The 19,629-nt window shown below is 65.2% G+C and carries 19 protein-coding genes and 1 pseudogene; 9 read left to right on the top strand and 11 right to left on the bottom strand.

Annotated elements, in window-relative coordinates; all coding sequences use genetic code 11:
- The 3 genes and pseudogenes from CVM73_RS10845 to CVM73_RS10835 form a co-directional block, all read right to left on the bottom strand.
- The gene (locus CVM73_RS10845) at positions 1 to 852 is read right to left on the bottom strand and encodes an HpcH/HpaI aldolase/citrate lyase family protein (RefSeq protein WP_167406768.1); all 852 of its coding nucleotides are present in this window, start codon (positions 850 to 852) and stop codon (positions 1 to 3) included.
- Positions 852 to 1,319, bottom strand: a pseudogene (locus CVM73_RS10840) (MaoC family dehydratase); the annotation flags it as partial. The gene CVM73_RS10845 and the pseudogene CVM73_RS10840, both read right to left, overlap by 1 nt.
- Before the next feature lie 27 nt (positions 1,320 to 1,346).
- The gene (locus CVM73_RS10835) at positions 1,347 to 2,549 is read right to left on the bottom strand and encodes a CaiB/BaiF CoA transferase family protein (protein WP_100231997.1); all 1,203 of its coding nucleotides are present in this window, start codon (positions 2,547 to 2,549) and stop codon (positions 1,347 to 1,349) included.
- 222 nt (positions 2,550 to 2,771) lie between these two features.
- Between CVM73_RS10835 and CVM73_RS10830 the strand changes: the two genes are divergently transcribed.
- Genes CVM73_RS10830 through CVM73_RS10805 form a run of 6 tightly spaced genes read left to right on the top strand, consistent with a single transcriptional unit; the run spans position 2,772 to position 9,460 of the window.
- Positions 2,772 to 3,800, top strand: a complete 1,029-nt coding sequence (locus CVM73_RS10830; protein WP_100232153.1) for a TRAP transporter substrate-binding protein — start codon at positions 2,772 to 2,774, stop codon at positions 3,798 to 3,800.
- A 32-nt stretch (positions 3,801 to 3,832) separates the two neighbouring features.
- A complete protein-coding gene (locus tag CVM73_RS10825) occupies positions 3,833 to 4,387 on the top strand; it encodes a TRAP transporter small permease (protein ID WP_100231996.1) in 555 nt (184 codons plus the stop codon).
- A gap of 11 nt (positions 4,388 to 4,398) precedes the next feature.
- A complete protein-coding gene (locus CVM73_RS10820; protein WP_100231995.1) occupies positions 4,399 to 5,688 on the top strand; it encodes a TRAP transporter large permease in 1,290 nt (429 codons plus the stop codon).
- Between the two features lie 39 nt (positions 5,689 to 5,727).
- Positions 5,728 to 6,894 (top strand): acyl-CoA dehydrogenase family protein, encoded by a 1,167-nt coding sequence (locus CVM73_RS10815; protein ID WP_100231994.1) that lies wholly within the window; start codon positions 5,728 to 5,730, stop codon positions 6,892 to 6,894.
- Between the two features lie 24 nt (positions 6,895 to 6,918).
- Positions 6,919 to 8,208, top strand: coding sequence for a class I adenylate-forming enzyme family protein (locus CVM73_RS10810; protein ID WP_100231993.1), 1,290 nt, complete (start codon positions 6,919 to 6,921; stop codon positions 8,206 to 8,208).
- A 7-nt stretch (positions 8,209 to 8,215) separates the two neighbouring features.
- Entirely contained in the window at positions 8,216 to 9,460 is a 1,245-nt protein-coding gene (locus CVM73_RS10805) for an acetyl-CoA hydrolase/transferase family protein (RefSeq protein ID WP_100231992.1), read from the top strand.
- Positions 9,461 to 9,475: 15 nt separating this feature from the next.
- On the opposite strand, the gene CVM73_RS10800 is transcribed toward CVM73_RS10805, so the two are convergent.
- The 8 genes from CVM73_RS10800 to CVM73_RS10765 all read right to left on the bottom strand — a co-directional run bounded on the left by CVM73_RS10800 (position 9,476) and on the right by CVM73_RS10765 (position 14,951).
- The gene (locus tag CVM73_RS10800) at positions 9,476 to 11,050 is read right to left on the bottom strand and encodes an AMP-binding protein (RefSeq protein ID WP_100231991.1); all 1,575 of its coding nucleotides are present in this window, start codon (positions 11,048 to 11,050) and stop codon (positions 9,476 to 9,478) included.
- A gap of 33 nt (positions 11,051 to 11,083) precedes the next feature.
- On the bottom strand, positions 11,084 to 11,719 hold the full coding sequence (gene upp, locus CVM73_RS10795; RefSeq protein ID WP_100231990.1) for a uracil phosphoribosyltransferase: 636 nt from the start codon (positions 11,717 to 11,719) through the stop codon (positions 11,084 to 11,086).
- 409 nt (positions 11,720 to 12,128) lie between these two features.
- Entirely contained in the window at positions 12,129 to 12,317 is a 189-nt protein-coding gene (locus tag CVM73_RS10790) for a hypothetical protein (protein ID WP_100231989.1), read from the bottom strand.
- Positions 12,318 to 12,429: 112 nt separating this feature from the next.
- Entirely contained in the window at positions 12,430 to 12,828 is a 399-nt protein-coding gene (locus CVM73_RS10785; RefSeq protein WP_100231988.1) for a hypothetical protein, read from the bottom strand.
- Between the two features lie 24 nt (positions 12,829 to 12,852).
- Positions 12,853 to 13,770, bottom strand: a complete 918-nt coding sequence (gene dapA / locus CVM73_RS10780; protein WP_100231987.1) for a 4-hydroxy-tetrahydrodipicolinate synthase — start codon at positions 13,768 to 13,770, stop codon at positions 12,853 to 12,855.
- Positions 13,771 to 13,794: 24 nt separating this feature from the next.
- Positions 13,795 to 14,049 (bottom strand): hypothetical protein, encoded by a 255-nt coding sequence (locus CVM73_RS10775; protein WP_167406767.1) that lies wholly within the window; start codon positions 14,047 to 14,049, stop codon positions 13,795 to 13,797.
- Between the two features lie 132 nt (positions 14,050 to 14,181).
- Positions 14,182 to 14,460 carry a hypothetical protein gene (locus CVM73_RS10770; protein WP_167406766.1) on the bottom strand — a complete coding sequence of 93 codons (279 nt, stop codon included), beginning with the start codon at positions 14,458 to 14,460 and terminating at the stop codon, positions 14,182 to 14,184.
- 23 nt (positions 14,461 to 14,483) lie between these two features.
- Positions 14,484 to 14,951, bottom strand: coding sequence for a hypothetical protein (locus CVM73_RS10765; protein ID WP_167406765.1), 468 nt, complete (start codon positions 14,949 to 14,951; stop codon positions 14,484 to 14,486).
- Positions 14,952 to 15,550: 599 nt separating this feature from the next.
- Between CVM73_RS10765 and CVM73_RS10760 the strand changes: the two genes are divergently transcribed.
- The 3 genes from CVM73_RS10760 (at position 15,551) to kdpB (ending at position 19,598) form a co-directional block, all read left to right on the top strand.
- Positions 15,551 to 15,640, top strand: a complete 90-nt coding sequence (locus CVM73_RS10760) for a K(+)-transporting ATPase subunit F (protein WP_018641117.1) — start codon at positions 15,551 to 15,553, stop codon at positions 15,638 to 15,640.
- A 112-nt stretch (positions 15,641 to 15,752) separates the two neighbouring features.
- Complete coding sequence (gene kdpA / locus CVM73_RS10755; protein WP_100231984.1) at positions 15,753 to 17,456, top strand: potassium-transporting ATPase subunit KdpA; 1,704 nt, start codon at positions 15,753 to 15,755, stop codon at positions 17,454 to 17,456.
- A 24-nt stretch (positions 17,457 to 17,480) separates the two neighbouring features.
- Positions 17,481 to 19,598: a potassium-transporting ATPase subunit KdpB gene (gene kdpB / locus CVM73_RS10750; RefSeq protein ID WP_100231983.1), complete on the top strand. Its 2,118-nt coding sequence runs from the start codon at positions 17,481 to 17,483 to the stop codon at positions 19,596 to 19,598.
- The last annotated feature ends 31 nt before the right edge of the window (positions 19,599 to 19,629 follow it).

Below are 19,629 nucleotides of genomic sequence, written 5' to 3'. Positions count from 1 at the left end.
CTAGGGCTGGCCGAGAATCTTCTGCGCGGCGCGAAGGTGCGGCTTGTCGATCATCTGGCCGTCGAGCCGCAGCGTGCCGGAATTGGGATTGCTCGCGAACGCCGCGATCACCTTCTCAGCCCATGTCCGTTCGGCGTCCGTCGGCTCGAAGGCCGCGTTGACGATGTCGACGTGCTTGGGGTGAATCAACGCCTTCGCCGAAAAGCCGTCGCGCCGCGCGGCGCGCGTTTCCTGCTCGAGGCCGGCGAGATTGTCGATGTCGGTGTAGACGGTGTCGATCGGCGCGCCCTCGGCCGCGGCCGCCGCCATCAGGCAGAGATCGCGCGCGAGGCGATAGGGGCTGTGAAACACGCCGCCGCTCGATTTCTCGGTGGCGCCGAGCGAGGCCGAGAGATCCTCAGCGCCCCACATCAGGCCGGTGAGGCGAGGAGAGCAGCCCTTGTAGCTGCCGAGCCCGAAGATCGAGCTGGCCGTTTCGGTCGCGACGCAGACGATGCGGGTCGAACCAACCGTGATGCCGGACGCGGCTTCCAAAGCTTCGAGCCAGGTCGCGACCTGCCGCACGTCGTCGCCGCCTTGCGATTTCGGCAGCACGATGCCGTCGGGCCGGCCCGGCATCACCGCGGCGAGATCGGCGAGCGTCATGCCGGTATCCAGCGCATTGACCCGGACATAGAGCTGATGCTGGCCGGGGCGGCTCTTCAGCATCGCCAGCGTCAGCTCGCGCGCTTCCGCCTTCTTCTCGGTGACGACGGAGTCCTCGAGATCGATGATCAGCGCGTCGGCCTTGCCTTCGCTCGCCTTCTCGAATTTGCGCGGGGAATCGCCCGGCACGAACAGCATCGAACGCATCAGACCGGCCTCTTGTGCATCATCGCCATGCGGCGGCATTTGCCGACGATCTCGTCGTTCTGGTTCAGGGCATGGTGCTCAAACTCGACGATGCCGGCCTTGGGCCGCGATTTGGATTCCCGCACCGAGAGCACCTTTGTCGTGGCCCGCAACGTGTCGCCATGGAAGACCGGCTTTGGAAACGTGACGTCGGTCATGCCGAGATTGGCGACGGTGGTTCCCAAGGTCGTATCATAGACCGTCATGCCGATCATGATGCCGAGGGTGTAAAGGCTGTTGAAAATGCGCTGGCCGAACTCGGTCTTTTCGGCGAAATGCGCGTCGATGTGCAGCGGCTGCGGATTGAGCGTCAGCAGGCTGAACATGGTGTTGTCCATCTCCGTGACGGTCCGGGTCAGGGGATGCCTGAACTCCTGGCCTACGGAAAAGTCCTCGAAATAAAGTCCGGCCATCGCGGTTTCCTCCCTGTTGTTGCGATTTTGGCCCCGCTGCCGCTAGGGCGGCGCGGCCAGGTGAACTGCTTTCTGTTGCGCCAGCTGTTCGATCTCGTCCGCCGAGAAGCCGGCCTCGCGCAAGATGTCGCGGCCATGTTCGCCGAGCGCAGGAGCCGGCCCGGCAGGTTCCGGCTGGGTCACGCTCCAGGTCGAGGGCACGCGCATCTGCCGGATGCGGCCTTCCACGGGGTGGTCCACCGTTCTGAAGAAGTCGACGGCCTTGAGATGCGGATCGTCCAAAATCGTCTCCAGCGTATGCATCGGCATCACCGGAATGTCGGCGCGTTCCAGCAGATCGCGCCACTCCGCGGTCGTGCGCGTCAGGAAAATCTGGCCGATCTCCGCGTAGATCTCGTCGATGTGCCTGGTGCGCGCGGCATGGTTGGCGAAGCGCGGCTGATCGAGGAAATGCGGCTGCCCGATCGCCTCGAAGAAGCTGCGCCAGTGCTTGTCGTTGTAGATGAGCACGCAGAGATAACCGTCGCTGGTCTTGTAGGGACGGCGATAGCGCGAGAGCAGGCGGGCGTAGCCGCCGTGATCGAGCGGCGGATCATAGGTGAGGCCGCCGAGGTGATCGACCAGAACGAACTCCGTCATCGATTCGAACATCGGCACGTCGATGCGCTGGCCGACGCCGGTGCGCTGCTGGTGCATCAACCCGCCCAGAATCGCGTTGACCATCATCAGGCCGACGATGCGGTCGGCGATGGTGACGGGGACGTAGCGCGGCGTGCCGTCGCCAGCGGCTGCGAGCAACGTCGGGACGGTGGCCGCGCCCTGAATCAAATCGTCGTAGGCGGGCTTTGCCGCATAGGGGCCGGACTGTCCGTAGCCGAACGCACCGACATAGACGAGCGCAGGATTGATCGCGGCAAGCGTCTCGTAGTCGAGGCCGAGCCGCGCCATCGCTTGCGGGCGCACATTATAGACCAGCGCGTTGGCGCCCCTCGCCAGCCGCAGCAGCGCCTCGCGGCCTTCCGCCTTCTTGAGGTCGAGCACGATGCTGCGCTTGCCGCGATTGGCATTGAGGAACATGCCGCCCATGCCGGGGGTGCGGCCCGGGCCGATCTGGCGGACGATATCACCCTCGGGGCTTTCGACCTTGATGACATCGGCCCCCATGTCGGCCAGCACCTGGGTGCCGTAAGGGCCCATCAGCACGGAGGTCAGGTCGAGAATGGTGATGCCGGCGAGCGGTCCCATGAGCCCTCGGTGAGATGTTCATATAGGTGGAGTTAGAGTTCAGAAAGCATGGGTGTCAATTCGGCAGCTCCGTGCGGGAGTGCATAGCTGCATGCATTGTTCATATACTTGACATATAAATTCACATATATGTACATTTTCCTCAAGCAAAACGTGGCGGCGGAATGGCTGGCAGCAATTGATTGCCCGCCTTCAGCGAGAGGACGCGTCAAGGAGAAACCAATGAAGAGAAATCAGGTCTGGGCCGCAGCAGCGCTCGCACTCTCGCTGTTGGTTGCGACGCGTTCGGCGCAGGCGCTGGAGCTGAAGGTCGCCGATAGCTTTCCCGCCGACCACTATCTCGTTCGCCTGATGCTCAAGCCTTGGATGGACGACGTCAGCAAGCGCAGCAACGGCGCCGTCACTTTCACCCACTATCCGAACCAGCAGATCGGCAAGGCCACCGATATGTTGCGCCTCACTCAGTCCGGCGTGGTCGACATCGGCTACATCGGGCCGTCCTATGTCTCGGACAAGATGCCGCTCTCGGAGGTCGCGCAATTGCCGGGCGCGTTCGAGACGAGTTGCCAGGGCACGCTCGCCTACTGGAAGGCTGCGCGCGAAGGCATTTTGGCCAAGCAGGAATATGCCCCCAACAAGATCAAGCTGCTGATGGCCGTGGTGCTGCCGCCCTATCAGGTATGGACCGCCAAGCAGAAGGTCGAGACCATCAAGGACATGCAGGGATTGAAGCTGCGCACCACCGGTGGTGCGCAGGATCTGACCGTGCGCACGCTCGGCGCGGTGCCGGTGCGCATGGCTGCGCCCGATGCCTATGAATCGCTGTCGCGCGGCACCATGGACGGGCTGCTCTTCCCCATGGACAGCGTCGTCGCCTACGGCCTGGACAAGCTCGTCAAACATGCGACCGAAGGCGTCAGCTTCGGCAGCTTCATCGTTGCCTACTCGATCAATCAGTCGGTCTGGGACAAGCTGCCTGACGACGTGAAGAAGGCAATGAACGAGGCGTCGGAAGCGATCACGCCGAAGGCCTGTGCCGAGGTCGACAAGGAGCAGGACGTGACGCGGCAGAAGATGAAGGACCAGGGCATCAACTTCACGGCGCTTCCCGATGCCACGCGCGCGGAGATGAAGGAGAAGCTCAAGGGCGTTGCGCAGGAATGGGCGGCCGGGTTGGACAGCCGCGGCAAGCAGGCTTCCGCAACGCTCAAGGAGTTCGAGAGCCTGCTTGCTGCCGGCGGGGCGAAGTAGCGTTGCGATCGAGGCGGAAAGGGAGACCCGGGATGATCAAGCGGGCAGCGGATGTGCTCGGCGTGCTGGAGCGTGCGCTGACGGTGATCGCAGCGATCTCTCTGTTCGCGATCATGGGGCTGGTGGTCGCCGACGTGTTCATGCGTTACGTCCTCAACAGTCCGTTCTCCTTCACCTATGACCTGATCGGGCTCTATCTCCTCGCCGCCGTGTTCTTCCTGACGCTGTCGGACACCCTGCGCGTCAATGCGCATGTCGGCGTCGACATCCTGCTCTCGCGCTTTCCGCCGGCGGGACGCCGGTTGTCGGAAGTCGCCACCGCGCTCACCGGCCTGTTCGTGTTCGCCCTGATCTGCAAGGTCGGGTTCGAGCGCGCGCTGGAGAATTACGAGCAGCACGACGTGCTTGCCGGCGCCATTCCGTGGCCGACCTGGATCTCGGCCGCGCTGGTGCCGTTCGGCTGCGGCGTGCTGGTGCTGCGGCTGGCGCTGCAGCTCGTCGGTCATCTGCTCAGTCTCGTCTCCGGGCGAGACCTCTTTCCTTTGCCGCCTGTCAACGAGACCGGCGAAGCCCACTCCTTCGAATAACGGCGGCATCGATGACGGTCATCCTCGTGCTCGGACTGCTTTTTGTCCTGCTTGCGATCGGCACGCCGGTCGGATTCGCCATGGGATTTGCCGGCTCGGTCGGCCTCCTCATGGTGGGCGGCACCGGCACGCTGTTCGGCATTCTTCAGACGGCGCCGCTTTCGACGGTTTCGTCCTACGAATTGATCACGATCCCGATGTTCCTGCTGATGGCGGATCTCGTGCTGCTGTCGGGCGTCGCCGACGACATGTTCAAGACGGCGTCCGCCTGGGTCGGCCGCATCCCCGGCGGGCTCGGCATGGCAACGGCGCTCGCCGGCGCCGGCTTTGGTGCGATCTGCGGCACCTCGACGGCATCGGCTGCGACGCTGTCGTCGACAAGTCTCCCGGCGATGATCCGCCAGGGCTACGAGCCCAAGATGGCGGCCGGCGTCGTCGCGATCTCGGGGACGCTCGCCATGCTGATCCCGCCCAGCGTGGCGCTGGTGATCTTCGGCCTGCTCGCCGAGGTCAATATCGGACAGCTCCTGATCGGCGGCATCATTCCGGCCATGCTCGTGACCGCCACCATCATGGCAACGATCTATTTCCTGGTTTGGCAGGACCCGTCGCGGGCCCCGCGCGTCGAGCCGGTCTCCTGGCGCGAGCGGTTTTCGCTGCTCTGGCAGGTCGGCCCAATGGCGCTCCTGTTCTCGCTCGTCACCGGCACCATCTATCTCGGCGTGGCGACGCCGACCGAGGCCTCGGCTCTCGGCGCGGCGGGTGCGCTGCTGCTTGCCATCGCCAAGGGCAAGGTCACGCCCGGGTCACTCTACAAGGCCCTGCTCAGCGCCTGCCACGGCACCTGCATGATCGTGACGATCCTCGTCGGTGCCTCGATCTTCGGCTACTTCTTCACCCTCACGCATGTGACCCAGGACCTCGTCGCCTGGGTCGGCTCGCTGCAGACTTCGCGCTGGATCATCATCACGCTGATCCTGTTCGGCTACATCGTGCTCGGCTCCTTCATGGACCAGATCGCAATCCTGGTGCTGACCGTGCCGATCGTGCTGCCGCTGATCAAAACGCTCGGCTTCGACCCGATCTGGTTCGGCGTCATCAAGATCGTCACCGCGGAGGTCGGCATGATCACGCCTCCGGTCGGGCTCAATTGCTTCATCGTCGCCCGCTACGCCAAGCGGCCGGTGGCGGAGGTGTTCCACGGCACCTTCCCGCACTTCGTCGCACATCTGATCGCGATCGCGATCCTGGTGGCGTTCCCCTCGATCATTCTCTGGCTGCCCTCGCAGATGGGGCGCTAAGATCGGAGCTGGCGGCTCCCAAGAAGGAGATCAACAAACATGGATTTCGCGCTCACCGATCAGCAGGAAGCCATTCGCGACGCCATCGCCAAGATCTGCGAAGGCTTTCCGGATGCCTACTGGCTGAAGAAGGACCACGACGGCGGTTTCCCGCACGATTTCCACAAGGCGCTGGCCGACGCCGGCTGGCTCGGCATCTGCGTGCCGGAGGAATATGGCGGCTCCGGCCTCGGCATCACCGAAGCCGCGATCATGATGCGCACGATCGCGGAATCGGGCGCCGGCATGTCCGGCGCCTCCGCGGTGCACATCAACGTGTTCGGCCTCAATCCGGTCGTGGTGTTCGGCACCGAGGAGCAACGCAAGCGCATGCTGCCGCCGATGGTCGAGGGCCGCGAGAAGGCGTGCTTTGCCGTGACCGAGCCCAACACCGGCCTCAACACCACGCAGCTCAAGACCCGCGCTGTCGCCAAGAACGACCGCTACATCGTCAACGGCCAGAAAGTGTGGATCTCGACCGCGCAGGTCGCGCACAAGATCCTGCTGCTGGCGCGCACCACGCCGCTGGAAGAGGTGCGCTCGCCCACCCACGGGCTCAGCCTGTTCTACACCGATTTCGACCGCAACAGGATCAAGGTCCACGAGATCGAGAAGATGGGCCGCAAGATCGTCGATTCCAACGAGCTCTTCTTCGAGGACTTTGAAATTCCGATGGAGGATCGGATCGGCGAGGAAGGCAAGGGCTTCCAGTACATCCTCGAAGGCATGAACCCCGAGCGCATCCTGATTGCCGCCGAAGCGGTCGGTCTCGGCAAGCTCGCGCTGTCACGCGCGACCGAATACGCCAAGACGCGCGTCGTGTTCAACCGGCCGATCGGCAAGAATCAAGGCATTCAGCATCCGCTCGCGGTGAACTGGGTCGAGCTCGAGGCCGCCTGGTTGATGGTGATGTCGGCGGCCTGGCAATACGACAAGGGCATGCCGTGCGGCGCTGCGGCCAATGCCGCGAAATATCTCGCGGGCGAAGCCGGCTTCTCGGCCTGCGAGCAGGCGGTGATGACCCATGGCGGCTTCGGCTATGCCAAGGAATTCCATGTCGAACGCTATTTGCGCGAGGTGCTGATCCCGCGCATCGCGCCGGTCAGCCCGCAGCTCGCGCTCAGCTTCATCGCGGAAAAGGTGCTGGGGCTGGCCAAATCGTACTAGGCTCAGCGCTCGGGGAGGATCGCCATGAACCTCGCTCATCATCTGCTGCGTGCCGCCAAGGCCAACGCGTCCGCACCGGCGCTGTTCAAGGGATTGACGCCGGTCGCCAATTACGGCCGGCTTGCCGCGACGGTGGCGTCGCTCGCCGCATCGCTGCAACAGCGCCTTGGCCTCGCCAGAGGCGACCGCGTTGCACTGCTGATGAAGAACGTGCCGGACTATGTCGCCTGCCTCTATGCCTGCTGGCATGCCGGACTGGTCGCCGTTCCCATCAACGCAAAACTGCATCCGCGTGAGGTCGCCTTTATTCTCGAAAATTCCGGCGCCGCACTCGTCTTCGTGACCGAGGACATGGCGAATATCGCGTCGGAGGCGCTGGCGCTCCTCTACATGGTGCCGCATGTGCTCGGCATGGGAGCGCAGATCATTCCGGAGAGCGGCCGCTTCGAGCCCGATGAGATCCTCGAGCTGACGGCAAAGCGCGAGAGCATCTCCTTCTTCGCTGCGCCCACCATGGTGCGGCGCCTGACCGTTGCGGCGGAAGCTGCTGGCGCGACCGCGCCGGGGCTCAAGACCATCATCTATGGCGGCGGCCCCATGTATCTCGCCGATTGCAAGGCGGCGCTCGGCGTGTTCGGGCCGAAATTCGCGCAGATCTATGGTCAGGGCGAGACGCCGATGACCATCACGTACCTGCCGAAATTCATGCATGTCGATACCGGGCATCCGCGTTACGAGGAGCGCCTTGCCTCAGTCGGCATCGCCCAAGGCGTCGTGCAGGTGCGTACCGTGGACGAGACGGGATGCGATGTTGCGGCGGATGAGATCGGCGAGATCATTGTGCGTGGCGATACCGTCATGTCCGGCTACTGGCAGAACCCGGACGCCACCGCGAACACGCTGCGCGATGGCTGGCTCTATACCGGCGACATGGGCGCCTTCGATGCGGACGGCTTCCTCACGCTGAAGGATCGCTCCAAGGACGTCATCATCTCCGGCGGCACCAACATCTATCCGCGCGAGGTCGAGGAGGTGCTGCTGCGGCATGAGGCCGTGGCGGAGGTCTCGGTGATCGGCCGGCCGCATCCGGAATGGGGCGAGGAGGTCGTGGCCATTGTCGTTCCCGCCGCGGGCAGGGCGGTGACGCGAGACGAGCTCGACCAGATGTGCAATGCGTGGATCGCGCGCTTCAAGCGGCCGAAGCATTACTACATCATCAGTGAGCTGCCGAAGAACAGTTATGGCAAGATCGTGAAGACGGAGCTGCGCACGCTGCTCGGTGAGTCCTCCGCGCGCCTCACCCCGATGGGCTGAGGCGGAAATGTCCGGGGGCTCGCCGCAGATCGATTTCTCCGGTCTGATCCGTGAGGGCGATCTCGTGCTGTGCGGGCAGGCGACGGCGGAGCCGGTCACCCTGACCGAAGCGCTGATGGCGCAGGCGGCGCAGCTGCCGCCTTTTCGGATGATGGTCGGGCCGATCTTTTCGGATACGTTCTCGGCTGGCCGCGCACCCAACGTGGCGTTCCAGAGCTATGGCGTGATCGGCAATGCGCGGCGGCTTGCCAGGGCCGGGCGGCTCGACGTCATCCCGAGCAATTACAGCGCCTTCTGTGCCGGTTTTGCCGCAGGCAGCCACAACGCCGATGTCGTTCTGGTGCAACTCGCGGAGGCTGGTAACGGTTGCTTGAGCGCCAGTCTTTCGAACGACTACGTCATCGATGCCGCGCGCGGCGCGCGTCTCGTCATCGCCGAGATCAATCCGGATGCGCCCTTTACATTCGGGGCGGAATGGCCGGTGCCGATCCATATGCGCGTCGCCGCGCGCCGCCCGCCGGTCGAACTGGCATCGGCTCCGCTTGACGACGTCTCCCATCGTATCGCCGCGCATGCCGCGAGTTTGATCGCCGACGGCAGCACCTTGCAGTTTGGCGTCGGCCGGATTCCGGACGCCATCCTCTCGTCGCTGACGCATGCGCGCAATCTCGGCATCCATTCCGGCCTGATCAACGATGCCGTCGTCGATCTGATCGAGCGCGGCGTGGTGACGAATGCGGAGAAGGGGATCGATCCCGGGACCACGGTCACCAACCAGGTGATCGGGACCCAACGGCTCTACCGCTTCGTGCATCAGAACCGGCAGGTCGCGGTGCGGCCGACGTCCTACACGCACGCTCAGAATGTGCTGGCAAGGATCAACCGGCTGGTCGCGATCAACTCGGCGCTCCAGGCCGGGCTCGACGGCAGCGTCAATTCCGAGATGCTGAACGGCGTTGCGATCGGCGCGATCGGCGGCCAGCTCGATTTCGTGCGCGGCGCCAATGCATCGAGCGGAGGCAGGGCGATCATCGCGCTGCCGGCGACGGCTTCCGACGGGACCAGCCGGATCGTCGCCAATGTCGAGACGGTGACGACGCCCCGTGCCGATGTCGATGCCATCCTCACCGAATGGGGTGTTGCGGAGCTGCGCGGTTGTGGTCTTGCCGAGCGTGCGCGCCGCATGATCGCGATCGCGGCGCCCGAGCACCGCGACGCGTTGTCGGCGCAGCTTCGCGGCTGCGCAGGCTAGATCGGACAGGCCGGCCTATTCGGCGGCGATCCGTTCCAACGCGATGTCACGAAGCCTGGCGCGCTGGATCTTGACGCCGTTGGCACTGTCGGTGACGGGGAAGGTGTCCACCACATAGATCCGCGCCGGCACCTTGTAGCTGGCGAGCCGTTCGCGCAGATGGGCGGTCAGCGCGTCCTGTCGCGGTGGCTCTCCAGCCGGGATCACGAAGGCGACGCAGCGCGCCTGGCCTTTGAGATCGACCGCGACGACCTGGGCGTCGGCGACACCGGCGCAGGATTTGAGCTCGTCCTCGATTTCGCCGGGCGCGACCAGGAAACCGCCGAGCCGCATCGCATCGCCGGCGCGCGTCTCGTAAACGAAGGAGCCGTCGCCGCGCAGCCGGCCGATGTCGCCGGTGCGGAAGAACCCGTCGGCGGTGATCGCCTCGCGCGTTGCCGCGGGATTGTTGAAGTAGCCGAGGAAGCGTGACGGCGCGCTGATCTCGATCTCGCCGGAGACGCCTTGGGGCGCAAGCTCGCCGGTCTCGACATCGCGCACGCGGACCTTTGCGTTGGGCGACATCGGCCAGCCGCCGCCCTCGATGCGATCGGCGAAGGCATCACCGGCGCGGCCGATCGAGAACAGCGCCTGCACCTCGCTCGAGCCGTAGAGGCCGAACAGCTTGATGCCGCGCGCCTCGGCCTCCGCTGCCAATTCGCGCCAGCCGGGCTGGAATGCGGCGAAGCCGCAGACTTCGAGATGTGGAAATGGGCGTGGCGCATCGGTGAGCACAAGGATGCGGCGGAACATCTCGTCCGAGCCGAAGGAATGTGTGATCCCGTGCTCGCTGAGAATCTTCAGGGCCGGCGCGGCTTCGAAGGCGTCGAGCACATGGATGGTCGCGCCAGCTGCGATGAAGCCGAGCAGGCTCGTCATGCCGAAGGTACCGCAGAACGGCAGCATCGCCAGCAGCGAATGACGCCGGTGATCGAGTTGGAGCGCATGGGCGACGGAGGCGGCGTGCGTCGACAGCGTCCGCTGCGAATGCGCGACGAGTTTTGGTCCCTTGGTGGTGCCCGACGTCGTGTAGAGCAGCACGGGCAGGTCGACGTCATCCTCGGTCGGCGGAGCCGGTGGATAGGGCTTCTCGAACGCATCGAACCGCACGCAGGGCCAGTGCGCCGGGATCGCATCCGCGCCGATCACGGCAAGCTGTTGCAGCGCCGGCACCTCGGCCTTGGCGACGTCGGCGAGGATGGTGGCAAAATCGATCGAGCGGAATGCGGCCTCGACCACCATGAGCTTCGCACCGGACAGCTTGAGCAGATGCGCGACTTCCGCGCTGCGGTAGCGCGTATTGACGGCGGCGACGACCGCGCCGAGCCGTGCGGCGGCGAACAGCAGTGCGAGCCATTCGACCCGGTTGACCAGCCAGACGGCGACGACGTCGCCCTTGCCGATGCCCTGGGCCGCGAGCCAGGCGGCGGTCTGCCCGACCTTTGTCGAGAATTCCGCGCGAGAGACGGGCGTGCCGTCGAATACGAAGGCAGGATCGGCGGCGGTCTCGATCCGGATCAGCGATTGCAGCGAAAAGTCGTTGGCGCTCATGCCAACCGGAGTAACCCGCTTGCGCAAACCTGTCTACTTCGTGCCGAACATCCGGTCGCCGGCATCGCCCAGGCCCGGCACGATATAGCCGTGGTCGTTGAGCCGTTCGTCGATCGCGGCGGTCCAGATCGGCACGTCGGGATGCTCGCTTTGGAACTGCGCGATGCCTTCGGGCGCCGCCAGCAGGCAGACGAAACGGATGTCGCGGGCGCCGCGCGCCTTGAGCAGGGAGGCGCCGGCGCAGGCCGAGTTGCCGGTTGCCAGCATCGGGTCCATCAGGATCACGGTGCGGTCGGACAGGTCCTGCGGTGCCTTGAAGTAATATTCCACGGCCTGCAACGTCTCGGGGTCGCGGTAGAGCCCGATATGGGCGATGCGCGCCGAAGGCATCAACGCCAGCATGCCGTCGAGGAAGCCGACGCCGGCGCGCAGGATCGGCGCCAGCGTGAGCTTCTTGCCGGCGATCTTCGGCGCCTGCATTGGCGCGATCGGCGTCTCGATCTCGACCAGCTCCAGCGGCAGGTCGCGCGTCACCTCGTAGCAGAGCAGCATCCCGATCTCGTTCAGGATCTCGCGAAAGCTCTTGGTCGAGCGGTCCTTCTCCCGCATCAGGGAGAGCTTGTGCTGGACCAGGGGGTGGGTGACGACGTTGACGCTGCTGGTGCTCATGAAACCGCTCTACACGGTTCCGTGAAACTGCGCCAGATCGGGCAGGCCTTTTCCGCAGGCGACGCGGCCTAACCGGGCATCGCGACCGCGCTGCGGGCGCGGTTGCTCGCCTCGTAGGCAGCCATGGTCAGCTCGCGGTCGATCGCCACGCGCATGGCCTGCTCCAGCGATCCCTTGAAGGGTTGCATGCTAGGCGTCCGAGGCCGGGTTCGCAGTGAGGCGCATGCCGAGCAGCAACGCACCCATCAATGCGACGAGGATGATGATCTTGAGCTCGACCATGTCGTTACCTTGCAAGGCGTGCCAGACGCCGCTTCACCCCGCCCAGCCATCGTGCCGCCAGCGCGACCAGCGGATTGCCCTGGCTCTCGACGTCGAGCTCGAAGGTCTCGGCCGGAAACACCGCCGGTCAGGCGGGGAGATGCCAGACATGGATTGCGGTTCTCAGCGCAATCAGCGCGGTGAGCACGCTGCCCATCGAGAGCAGGCCAAGCGCTTGGAGCGCGACGCGCTTGAGCTGGGCCTTGCGCGCTTCGGAGATGCGCGCCGGGCGTTTGGCCCCGAAGGGCCGGTCAAAGCCATGTGTCAGGATCGACATTGCGGAAGTCCTCGTCCTTGGCGCGGCGAGAGGGCCGCGCCAATCTGCCGCTTATGATGTCGATCGTTGCGTAGGATTGCGAGATGAGCGCCGGCGCGCCCGCATAGGAATGTCATAAAGACGCCGATCCTCGCGCCGGCAGCCCTCTGAAGAGATCCGGGTTCCGCTTCGGTCGGGCGGATCGAGACGGCGCGGGATCCGAATGCGTGATTCCGGCCGCTGCGGCAAAGGCGAGGCGGAGCCGCGGCGCCTCGATCTGCTTGCAGAAACGGTCCAGGATGTCGGCCGCGTTCTGTAGCTGCCCGCCGATGGCCGCGCAGAGCTGGGAACTGGTTCGCCGGAAGAAATGGAACGTCTCGTCGGCGGTGCGCCGCCCGCCGAGGCGATCGAGCTCCGCCGCGAGTGCTGCAACGTTGAGGCTGTCGGACTCATCCCGCGTCACGGCAAAGCGCAGCAGCGCCAGCTTCCAGGCGTGGAGCAGCTTGTGAGATCCATCGACGCGATTGAGCATGAAATTCCGGACAGCCTCGGCCCATCAGGCTCCGACGCTGTCGATCAATTCTTCGTCCGCGATCGCGGCGAATGCGCGCACCACGCCTCTCTGCGCGGCTGCGTCCAGCGGCACAATCGGAAGCCTGGTCGCGGCCGACATCAGGCCAAGGACGTTGAGGGCGCATTTGAGCGCGGCCGGACTTTCCCGAGACAGACAGGCGATGAGCGGGATCAGGCGCTTGTGCAGATAACGGGCGGATTGCAGCCGGCCCTGCCTGAGATGTGAGAAGATCGTGCGGCAGAGATCCGGGGCGATGTTGGCGACCTCCGAGATCGCACCGTCGCCGCCGTCCGCGATGAAACCAACCGCGGTGGTGTCGTCGCCGGAGAGAAAGCGAAAACCTGCCGGCAAGTTGCGGGACAGCCGCATCGGACGGGTGATGTCGCCGCTCCCATCGCGCAGGCCGACGAACTGACGGGACTCGACCAGACGCAGAAGCGTCTCGTCGGCGAGCGGGCGCAGCGTGCGGGAGGGATTATCGTGCAGGATCACGGGCAGCCCGATCGCACCGGCGATGGTGCGGAAATGCGCGAGCATGCCCTCCTGCATCGGCTTGTTGTAGGCGGGCACGACCGACATGACGGCATCGGCGCCGGCCGCTTCCGCGCGCCGGGCAAGTTCGATGGCGTGGTTGGTTGCGTTCGATACCGCGCCTGCGATGATGCGCACGCGGCCGCGGGCGACGTCGACCGCGGTGCGAATGACGAGCTCCTGCTCGGCCGGCGAGAGCGTCGGTGCCTCGCCGGCCGTTTCGCAGACCACGATTGCGGGCGCGCCGGCCGCGACCTGTCGCTCGCACAGTGCGGCAAACGCCTTGAGGTCGATCGCATCTGCCGCGTCGAACGGGGTCGGCAGGTCCGGAATGAATCCGGTGAACCAGGCAGCGGGAGGGATGAGCATGGTTTTTCGCCTGTTGGCGCCGGCTCAGGCGGCGCTCTGCGAGACGATGGTGCTGGGGCTCTTGCCCATGTCGAGCTCGATCTCGCGCGGCAGCTCGACGATGGTTTGTGGATGCTGCCCGTTCTCGAACAGCGCATATTTGATGGCCTGGGCGCGGCTGACGAACAGGCCGCCATAGAGGCCGTTCTGCTCCTGCGCAACCCATTGTCCCCGGCGATTCCTGCCGATGAAGACGATGGTTGAAGGGGAGCTGCACGAGGGAGGTTCGACGAGTTTCACAGGTTTATTCCTTCCGAACGATGCCGGCCTCGGACGCACATCCTTGCCGGCGTGCTCAATATCCTCAGTCGCGAATATGATTTCGAGGGCGGGCGCGGAGCGATCTCATAGGAAGGTCATAAAGCCGGCGGCTCAGGCCACACCGTTGGCGATATGGACCAGCGCGAACAGCGCCCCGAAGGCGACAGCTTCGTCCCAGTGATTGAGCGCTGCGCCGAACGCAGGTTCTCGCCTGACGAGGCCGGCGAGCGCGCACAGGATGATCGACATCCAGAGCAGGGCGGCGAGGCTCCGGCCAAACCCGACGCTGGCGAATGCGGCAAAGCCAATGAGCAGCGCGAGGCGGACGGCGAAGCGCGCGATCACGCGCGACGGGCTCGGCATGCGCGGCATGTCCGGAGCTTGCGACATGGAGTCGATCCGCCGGGCGGGGGCTAGCCGAAATTGTCGCAGGCGACCGGCTCGTAAAGCGGATCCAGCACCGGGCGCACCGAGGGAACGCTCGGTCGCGACGATTCCATGGCCAGCGCCTGGACCTCGACGAACGCCGACAGCAGGGCAATCGCGAGGTCGCCGTGGCGCCCCTCGACCGCGGCGTCCAGCCAATCCGGCAGTTCGCGATCGCGCGAGAGCGCGCAGTGCCATTCACCCTCGTCATAGGCGATGCGGCGGACCCGCCAGAGCGGCAGCTCGAGCTCCGTCAGCGCCAGAACGGCATCGACCCACGCCTCCGCATCGATCAGGCGCGTGACGCGCGCCGTGCGCTCGCTCTGGCCGAGCGAGGGAAAGCGCCGGCAGGCGTGAGCGATGATGTCAAGCATCAGCGGCCGCGTCATCGCGTGTGCCTTGCGCAGCCGCTCGGCGAGCGAGGGGGGATCAAGTGGGCGGAGAGCGGCGATCATGTCAGGCCTCCTGGAATTGGCGTCGGTCAGTCGGCCGGCGCGCCCAAGATGGCTGGAGGGACATTTGAAAACGAGATGGGGAAGGGGCGGGAGATATAGGGATTTCATAAGTGCACGGATTCTTCCGGGTCAGCGCGACGGTCCCTCGATTTTCGTCTTCGCCGAGGGTGGAAGCTTATAGAAGCAGGGCTTTTTGAAAGACCTCGGCCGTTGCCCGCCGTAACAATCGCCGGCGAAAGTAGGGTGAATGGCGTCGCTGCGCTGGCTGCTCGATACGTCCGCTCGGAACGGATCGTCGGTGTCACATGGTCGCCCCGCCGCGACGTGCCGGCCTTTATGAGATTCCTATAACGTCGCCATAGGCCTCATCTCGAAAACCTATGTGCGCGGTGGCACGTCAGCGCGGTGAAATTCCCGGCCGCGCCGCGCTCGATCGCAGCAAGCGGCCCGATGGGATCCAGAGACGGGCTCTGCCGGAAATCGTCTCTATTGAGGAGTATCGCCATGATGGACCTTCTGATGCTGGCGCTGGGCTTCGTCTTCTTCGCCCTCGCGATCGGCTACACCTACGCCTGCGAACGGCTGTGACGGAGCGGATCATGATCTTCGACTATGCCCTTGCCGGCGCCGTCTCGTTCGGCCTCCTGGTCTACCTCACCTACGCACTGCTGCGGCCCGAGCGGTTCTGACCCGTGCTGCTGCTTGTCGAATTGCTGCTGGCCGACGCTGTGCTCGTCGCCGGCCTGCTTGCGCTCTTCCTGCCGCTATTGCGCCGGCCACCATGCCTGAAGGGTTAATGCCATGACTGTGATCGGTTGGTTCCAGATCATTCTTTATTGTGCGATTGTCGTCGCGCTGACCAAGCCGCTCGGCTGGTACATGACGCGCGTGTTCAACGGCGAGCGCACGTTCCTGTCGCCCGTCTTGCGCCCGATCGAGGCCGGCATCTACTGGATGTCCGGCGTCGACGAGAAGCGCGAGCAGCATTGGCTGACCTACACGGTTGCCATGCTGCTGTTCCATGTCGGCGGCTTCCTCATCATCTACGGCGTGATGCGGCTCCAGGCCATGCTGCCCTTCAACCCGGCTGATCAATCCGCCGTCGCCCCGGATCTGTCCTTCAACACTGCGGTCTCCTTCATCACCAACACCAACTGGCAGAACTACGGCGGCGAGAGCACGCTGTCCTATCTGACCCAGATGGTCGGCCTCACGCACCAGAATTTCCTGTCGGCGGCGACCGGCATCGTGCTCGCGGTGGCGCTGATCCGCGGCTTTGCCCGCGCGTCCATGCGCACCGTCGGCAATTTCTGGGTCGATGTGACCCGCTGCACGCTCTACGTCCTGCTGCCGATCTGCATCGTCTACACGCTGTTCCTGGTCTGGCAGGGCATGCCGCAGACGCTAGGCCCCTATATCGAGGCGACCACGCTCGAGGGCGCCAAGCAGACCATTGCGGTCGGCCCGGTGGCCTCGCAGGTCGCGATCAAGATGCTGGGCACCAATGGCGGCGGCTTCTTCAATGCCAACGCCGCGCATCCCTTCGAAAATCCGACCGCGCTGTCGAACTTCGTGCAGATGCTGTCGATCTTCGTGCTCGGCGCCGCGCTCACCAACGTGTTCGGCCGCATGGTCGGCAACCAGCGCCAGGGCTGGGCCATCCTCGCCGTGATGGGCGTGCTGTTCGTTGCGGGCGTTGGCGTCTGCTATTGGGCGGAAGCCAACGGTACCTCGACCATGCACGCGCTGGGCCTGACCGGCGGCAACATGGAGGGCAAGGAGGTCCGCTTCGGCATCGTCGCTTCCTCGCTGTTCGCGGTGGTCACCACGGCTGCCTCCTGCGGTGCCGTCAATGCGATGCATGACAGCTTCACCGCGCTCGGCGGCATGATCCCGCTGATCAACATCGAACTCGGCGAGATCATCGTCGGCGGCGTCGGCGCCGGCATGTACGGCATGCTGCTGTTCGTCATCCTCGCGATCTTCGTCGCGGGCCTGATGGTCGGCCGCACGCCGGAATATGTCGGCAAGAAGATCGAAGCGCGCGAGGTCAAGATGGCGATGCTCGCGATCCTGATCCTGCCGCTGATGATCCTGGGCTGGTCGGCCGTGGCGGTGGTGCTGCCGACGGGCGTTGCCTCGATGGCGAATGCCGGTCCGCACGGCTTCTCGGAAGTGCTCTACGCCTATTCCTCGCAGACCGGCAACAACGGCTCGGCCTTCGCGGGTCTGACCGGCAACACCCTGTTCTATAACCTCACGGGCGCATCCGCGATGTTCGTCGGCCGCTTCCTGATGATCGTGCCGGCGATGGCGATCGCGGGTTCGCTCGCTGCCAAGAAATCCATCCCGCCGTCGATGGGCACGTTCCCGACCACCGGGGGTCTATTCGTCGGCCTCGTCGTCGGCGTCATCCTGATCATGGGCGGCCTGACCTTCTTCCCGGCGCTCGCGCTCGGCCCCATCGTCGAGCAACTCGCGATGAACGCCGGCAACGTCTTCTGATCCAGCTCTTTCGGAGTGACCTCCATGGAACCAGTTTCTAAACCCAACAAGCGCATGCCGGTCTCGGCGATGCTGGATCCGAAAATCGTGCTGCCTGCGATTGGTGCTGCCTTCACCAAGCTCGATCCGCGATCCATGATCAAGAACCCCGTGATGTTCGTGGTCGAGATCGTGGCCGCGCTCACCACCGTGATCTTCGTCCGCGACCTCGTCACCGGCGGGGAAAATCTCGCCTTCACCTTCCAGATCATCCTCTGGCTGTGGTTCACGGTGCTGTTCGCCAACCTTGCCGAAGCCGTGGCCGAAGGCCGCGGCAAGGCGCAGGCCGAGACGCTGCGCAAGACCCGCACCGAGAGCCAGGCCAAGCTCCTGAGCGGCGCGGGCCGCGACTACAAGCTCGTGCCGGGCACGAGCCTGAAGGTCGGCGATCTCGTGCTGGTCGAGGCGGGCGACACCATCCCTTCGGACGGTGAAGTGATCGAGGGCGTCGCCTCCGTCAACGAGGCCGCCATCACCGGCGAGTCCGCGCCCGTGATCCGCGAATCCGGCGGCGACCGTTCGGCGGTGACCGGCGGCACGCAGGTGCTGTCGGACTGGATCCGCGTCCGCATCACGGCAGCCCAGGGCTCGACCTTCATCGACCGCATGATCAAGCTGGTCGAGGGCGCCGAGCGGCAGAAGACGCCGAACGAGATCGCGCTCAACATCCTGCTCGCCGGCCTCACCATCATCTTCGTGTTCGCCACCGTCACCATCCCGAGCTACGCGGCCTATGCCGGCGGCTCGATCTCGGTGATCGTGCTGGTCGCGCTGTTCGTGACGCTGATCCCGACCACGATCGGGGCGCTGCTGTCGGCGATCGGCATCGCCGGCATGGACCGCCTGGTGCGCTTCAACGTGCTGGCGATGTCGGGCCGCGCGGTCGAAGCCGCCGGCGACGTCGACACGCTGCTGCTCGACAAGACCGGCACCATCACGCTCGGCAACAGGCAGGCGACCGCCTTCCGTCCCGTGCGCGGTGTCACCGAGCAGGAGCTGGCGGACGCCGCCCAGCTCGCCTCGCTCGCGGACGAGACGCCGGAAGGCCGCTCCATCGTCGTGCTGGCGAAGGAGAAATACGGCATTCGTGGCCGCGACATGGCGGAGCTCGGCGCCACCTTCATCCCGTTCACCGCGCAGACCCGCATGAGCGGTGTCGATGCCGGCGGCTCCTCGGTGCGCAAGGGCGCGGTCGATGCCATGCTGAACTATGTCGGTGGCGGCGCGCCGACCGCGGTTGCCTCCGGCAACACGGCGCGGGCGATGCAGCCTGCCGCACTTTCCGAGCTCGGCCGCGAGATCCAGGCCATTGCCGATGACGTGTCGAAGTCCGGCGGCACACCGTTGGCTGTCGCCAGGGATGGCAAGCTGCTCGGGATCGTCCAGCTCAAGGACATCGTCAAGGGCGGCATTCGTGAGCGCTTCGCCGAACTCCGCCGCATGGGCATCCGCACCATCATGATCACCGGCGACAACCCGATGACGGCCGCCGCCATCGCGGCCGAGGCCGGCGTCGACGACTTCCTGGCGCAGGCAACCCCCGAGGACAAGCTCAAGCTGATCCGCGACGAGCAGGCCAAGGGCAAGCTGGTGGCGATGTGCGGCGACGGCACCAATGACGCCCCGGCGCTCGCCCAGGCCGACGTCGGTGTCGCCATGAACACCGGCACCCAGGCCGCCCGCGAGGCCGGCAACATGGTCGACCTCGACTCCAACCCGACCAAGCTGATCGAGGTGGTCGAGATCGGCAAGCAGCTGTTGATGACGCGCGGTGCGCTGACGACGTTCTCGATCGCCAACGACGTCGCCAAGTATTTTGCGATCATCCCGGCGATGTTCCTGGCGTTCTACCCGCAGCTCAACGTGCTCAACGTCATGAACCTGTCGAGCCCGCAGAGCGCCATCCTGTCGGCGAGCATCTTCAACGCGCTTGTTATCATCGCACTGATCCCGCTGGCGCTGAAGGGCGTCGCCTATCGGGCGGTCGGCGCCGGCGCGCTGCTCCGGCGCAACCTGCTGATCTATGGCCTGGGCGGCATCCTCATTCCCTTCATCGGCATCAAGGCGATCGACCTCGTGGTCACCGCCCTGCACCTGGCTTGACCGTCGTCGCGCGGCGCAAGCCGCCGCGCGC

The sequence above is a fragment of the Bradyrhizobium forestalis genome, assembly GCF_002795245.1.
Taxonomy (GTDB): domain Bacteria; phylum Pseudomonadota; class Alphaproteobacteria; order Rhizobiales; family Xanthobacteraceae; genus Bradyrhizobium; species Bradyrhizobium forestalis.
This window is presented reverse-complemented; position numbering and strand designations above follow the sequence as displayed.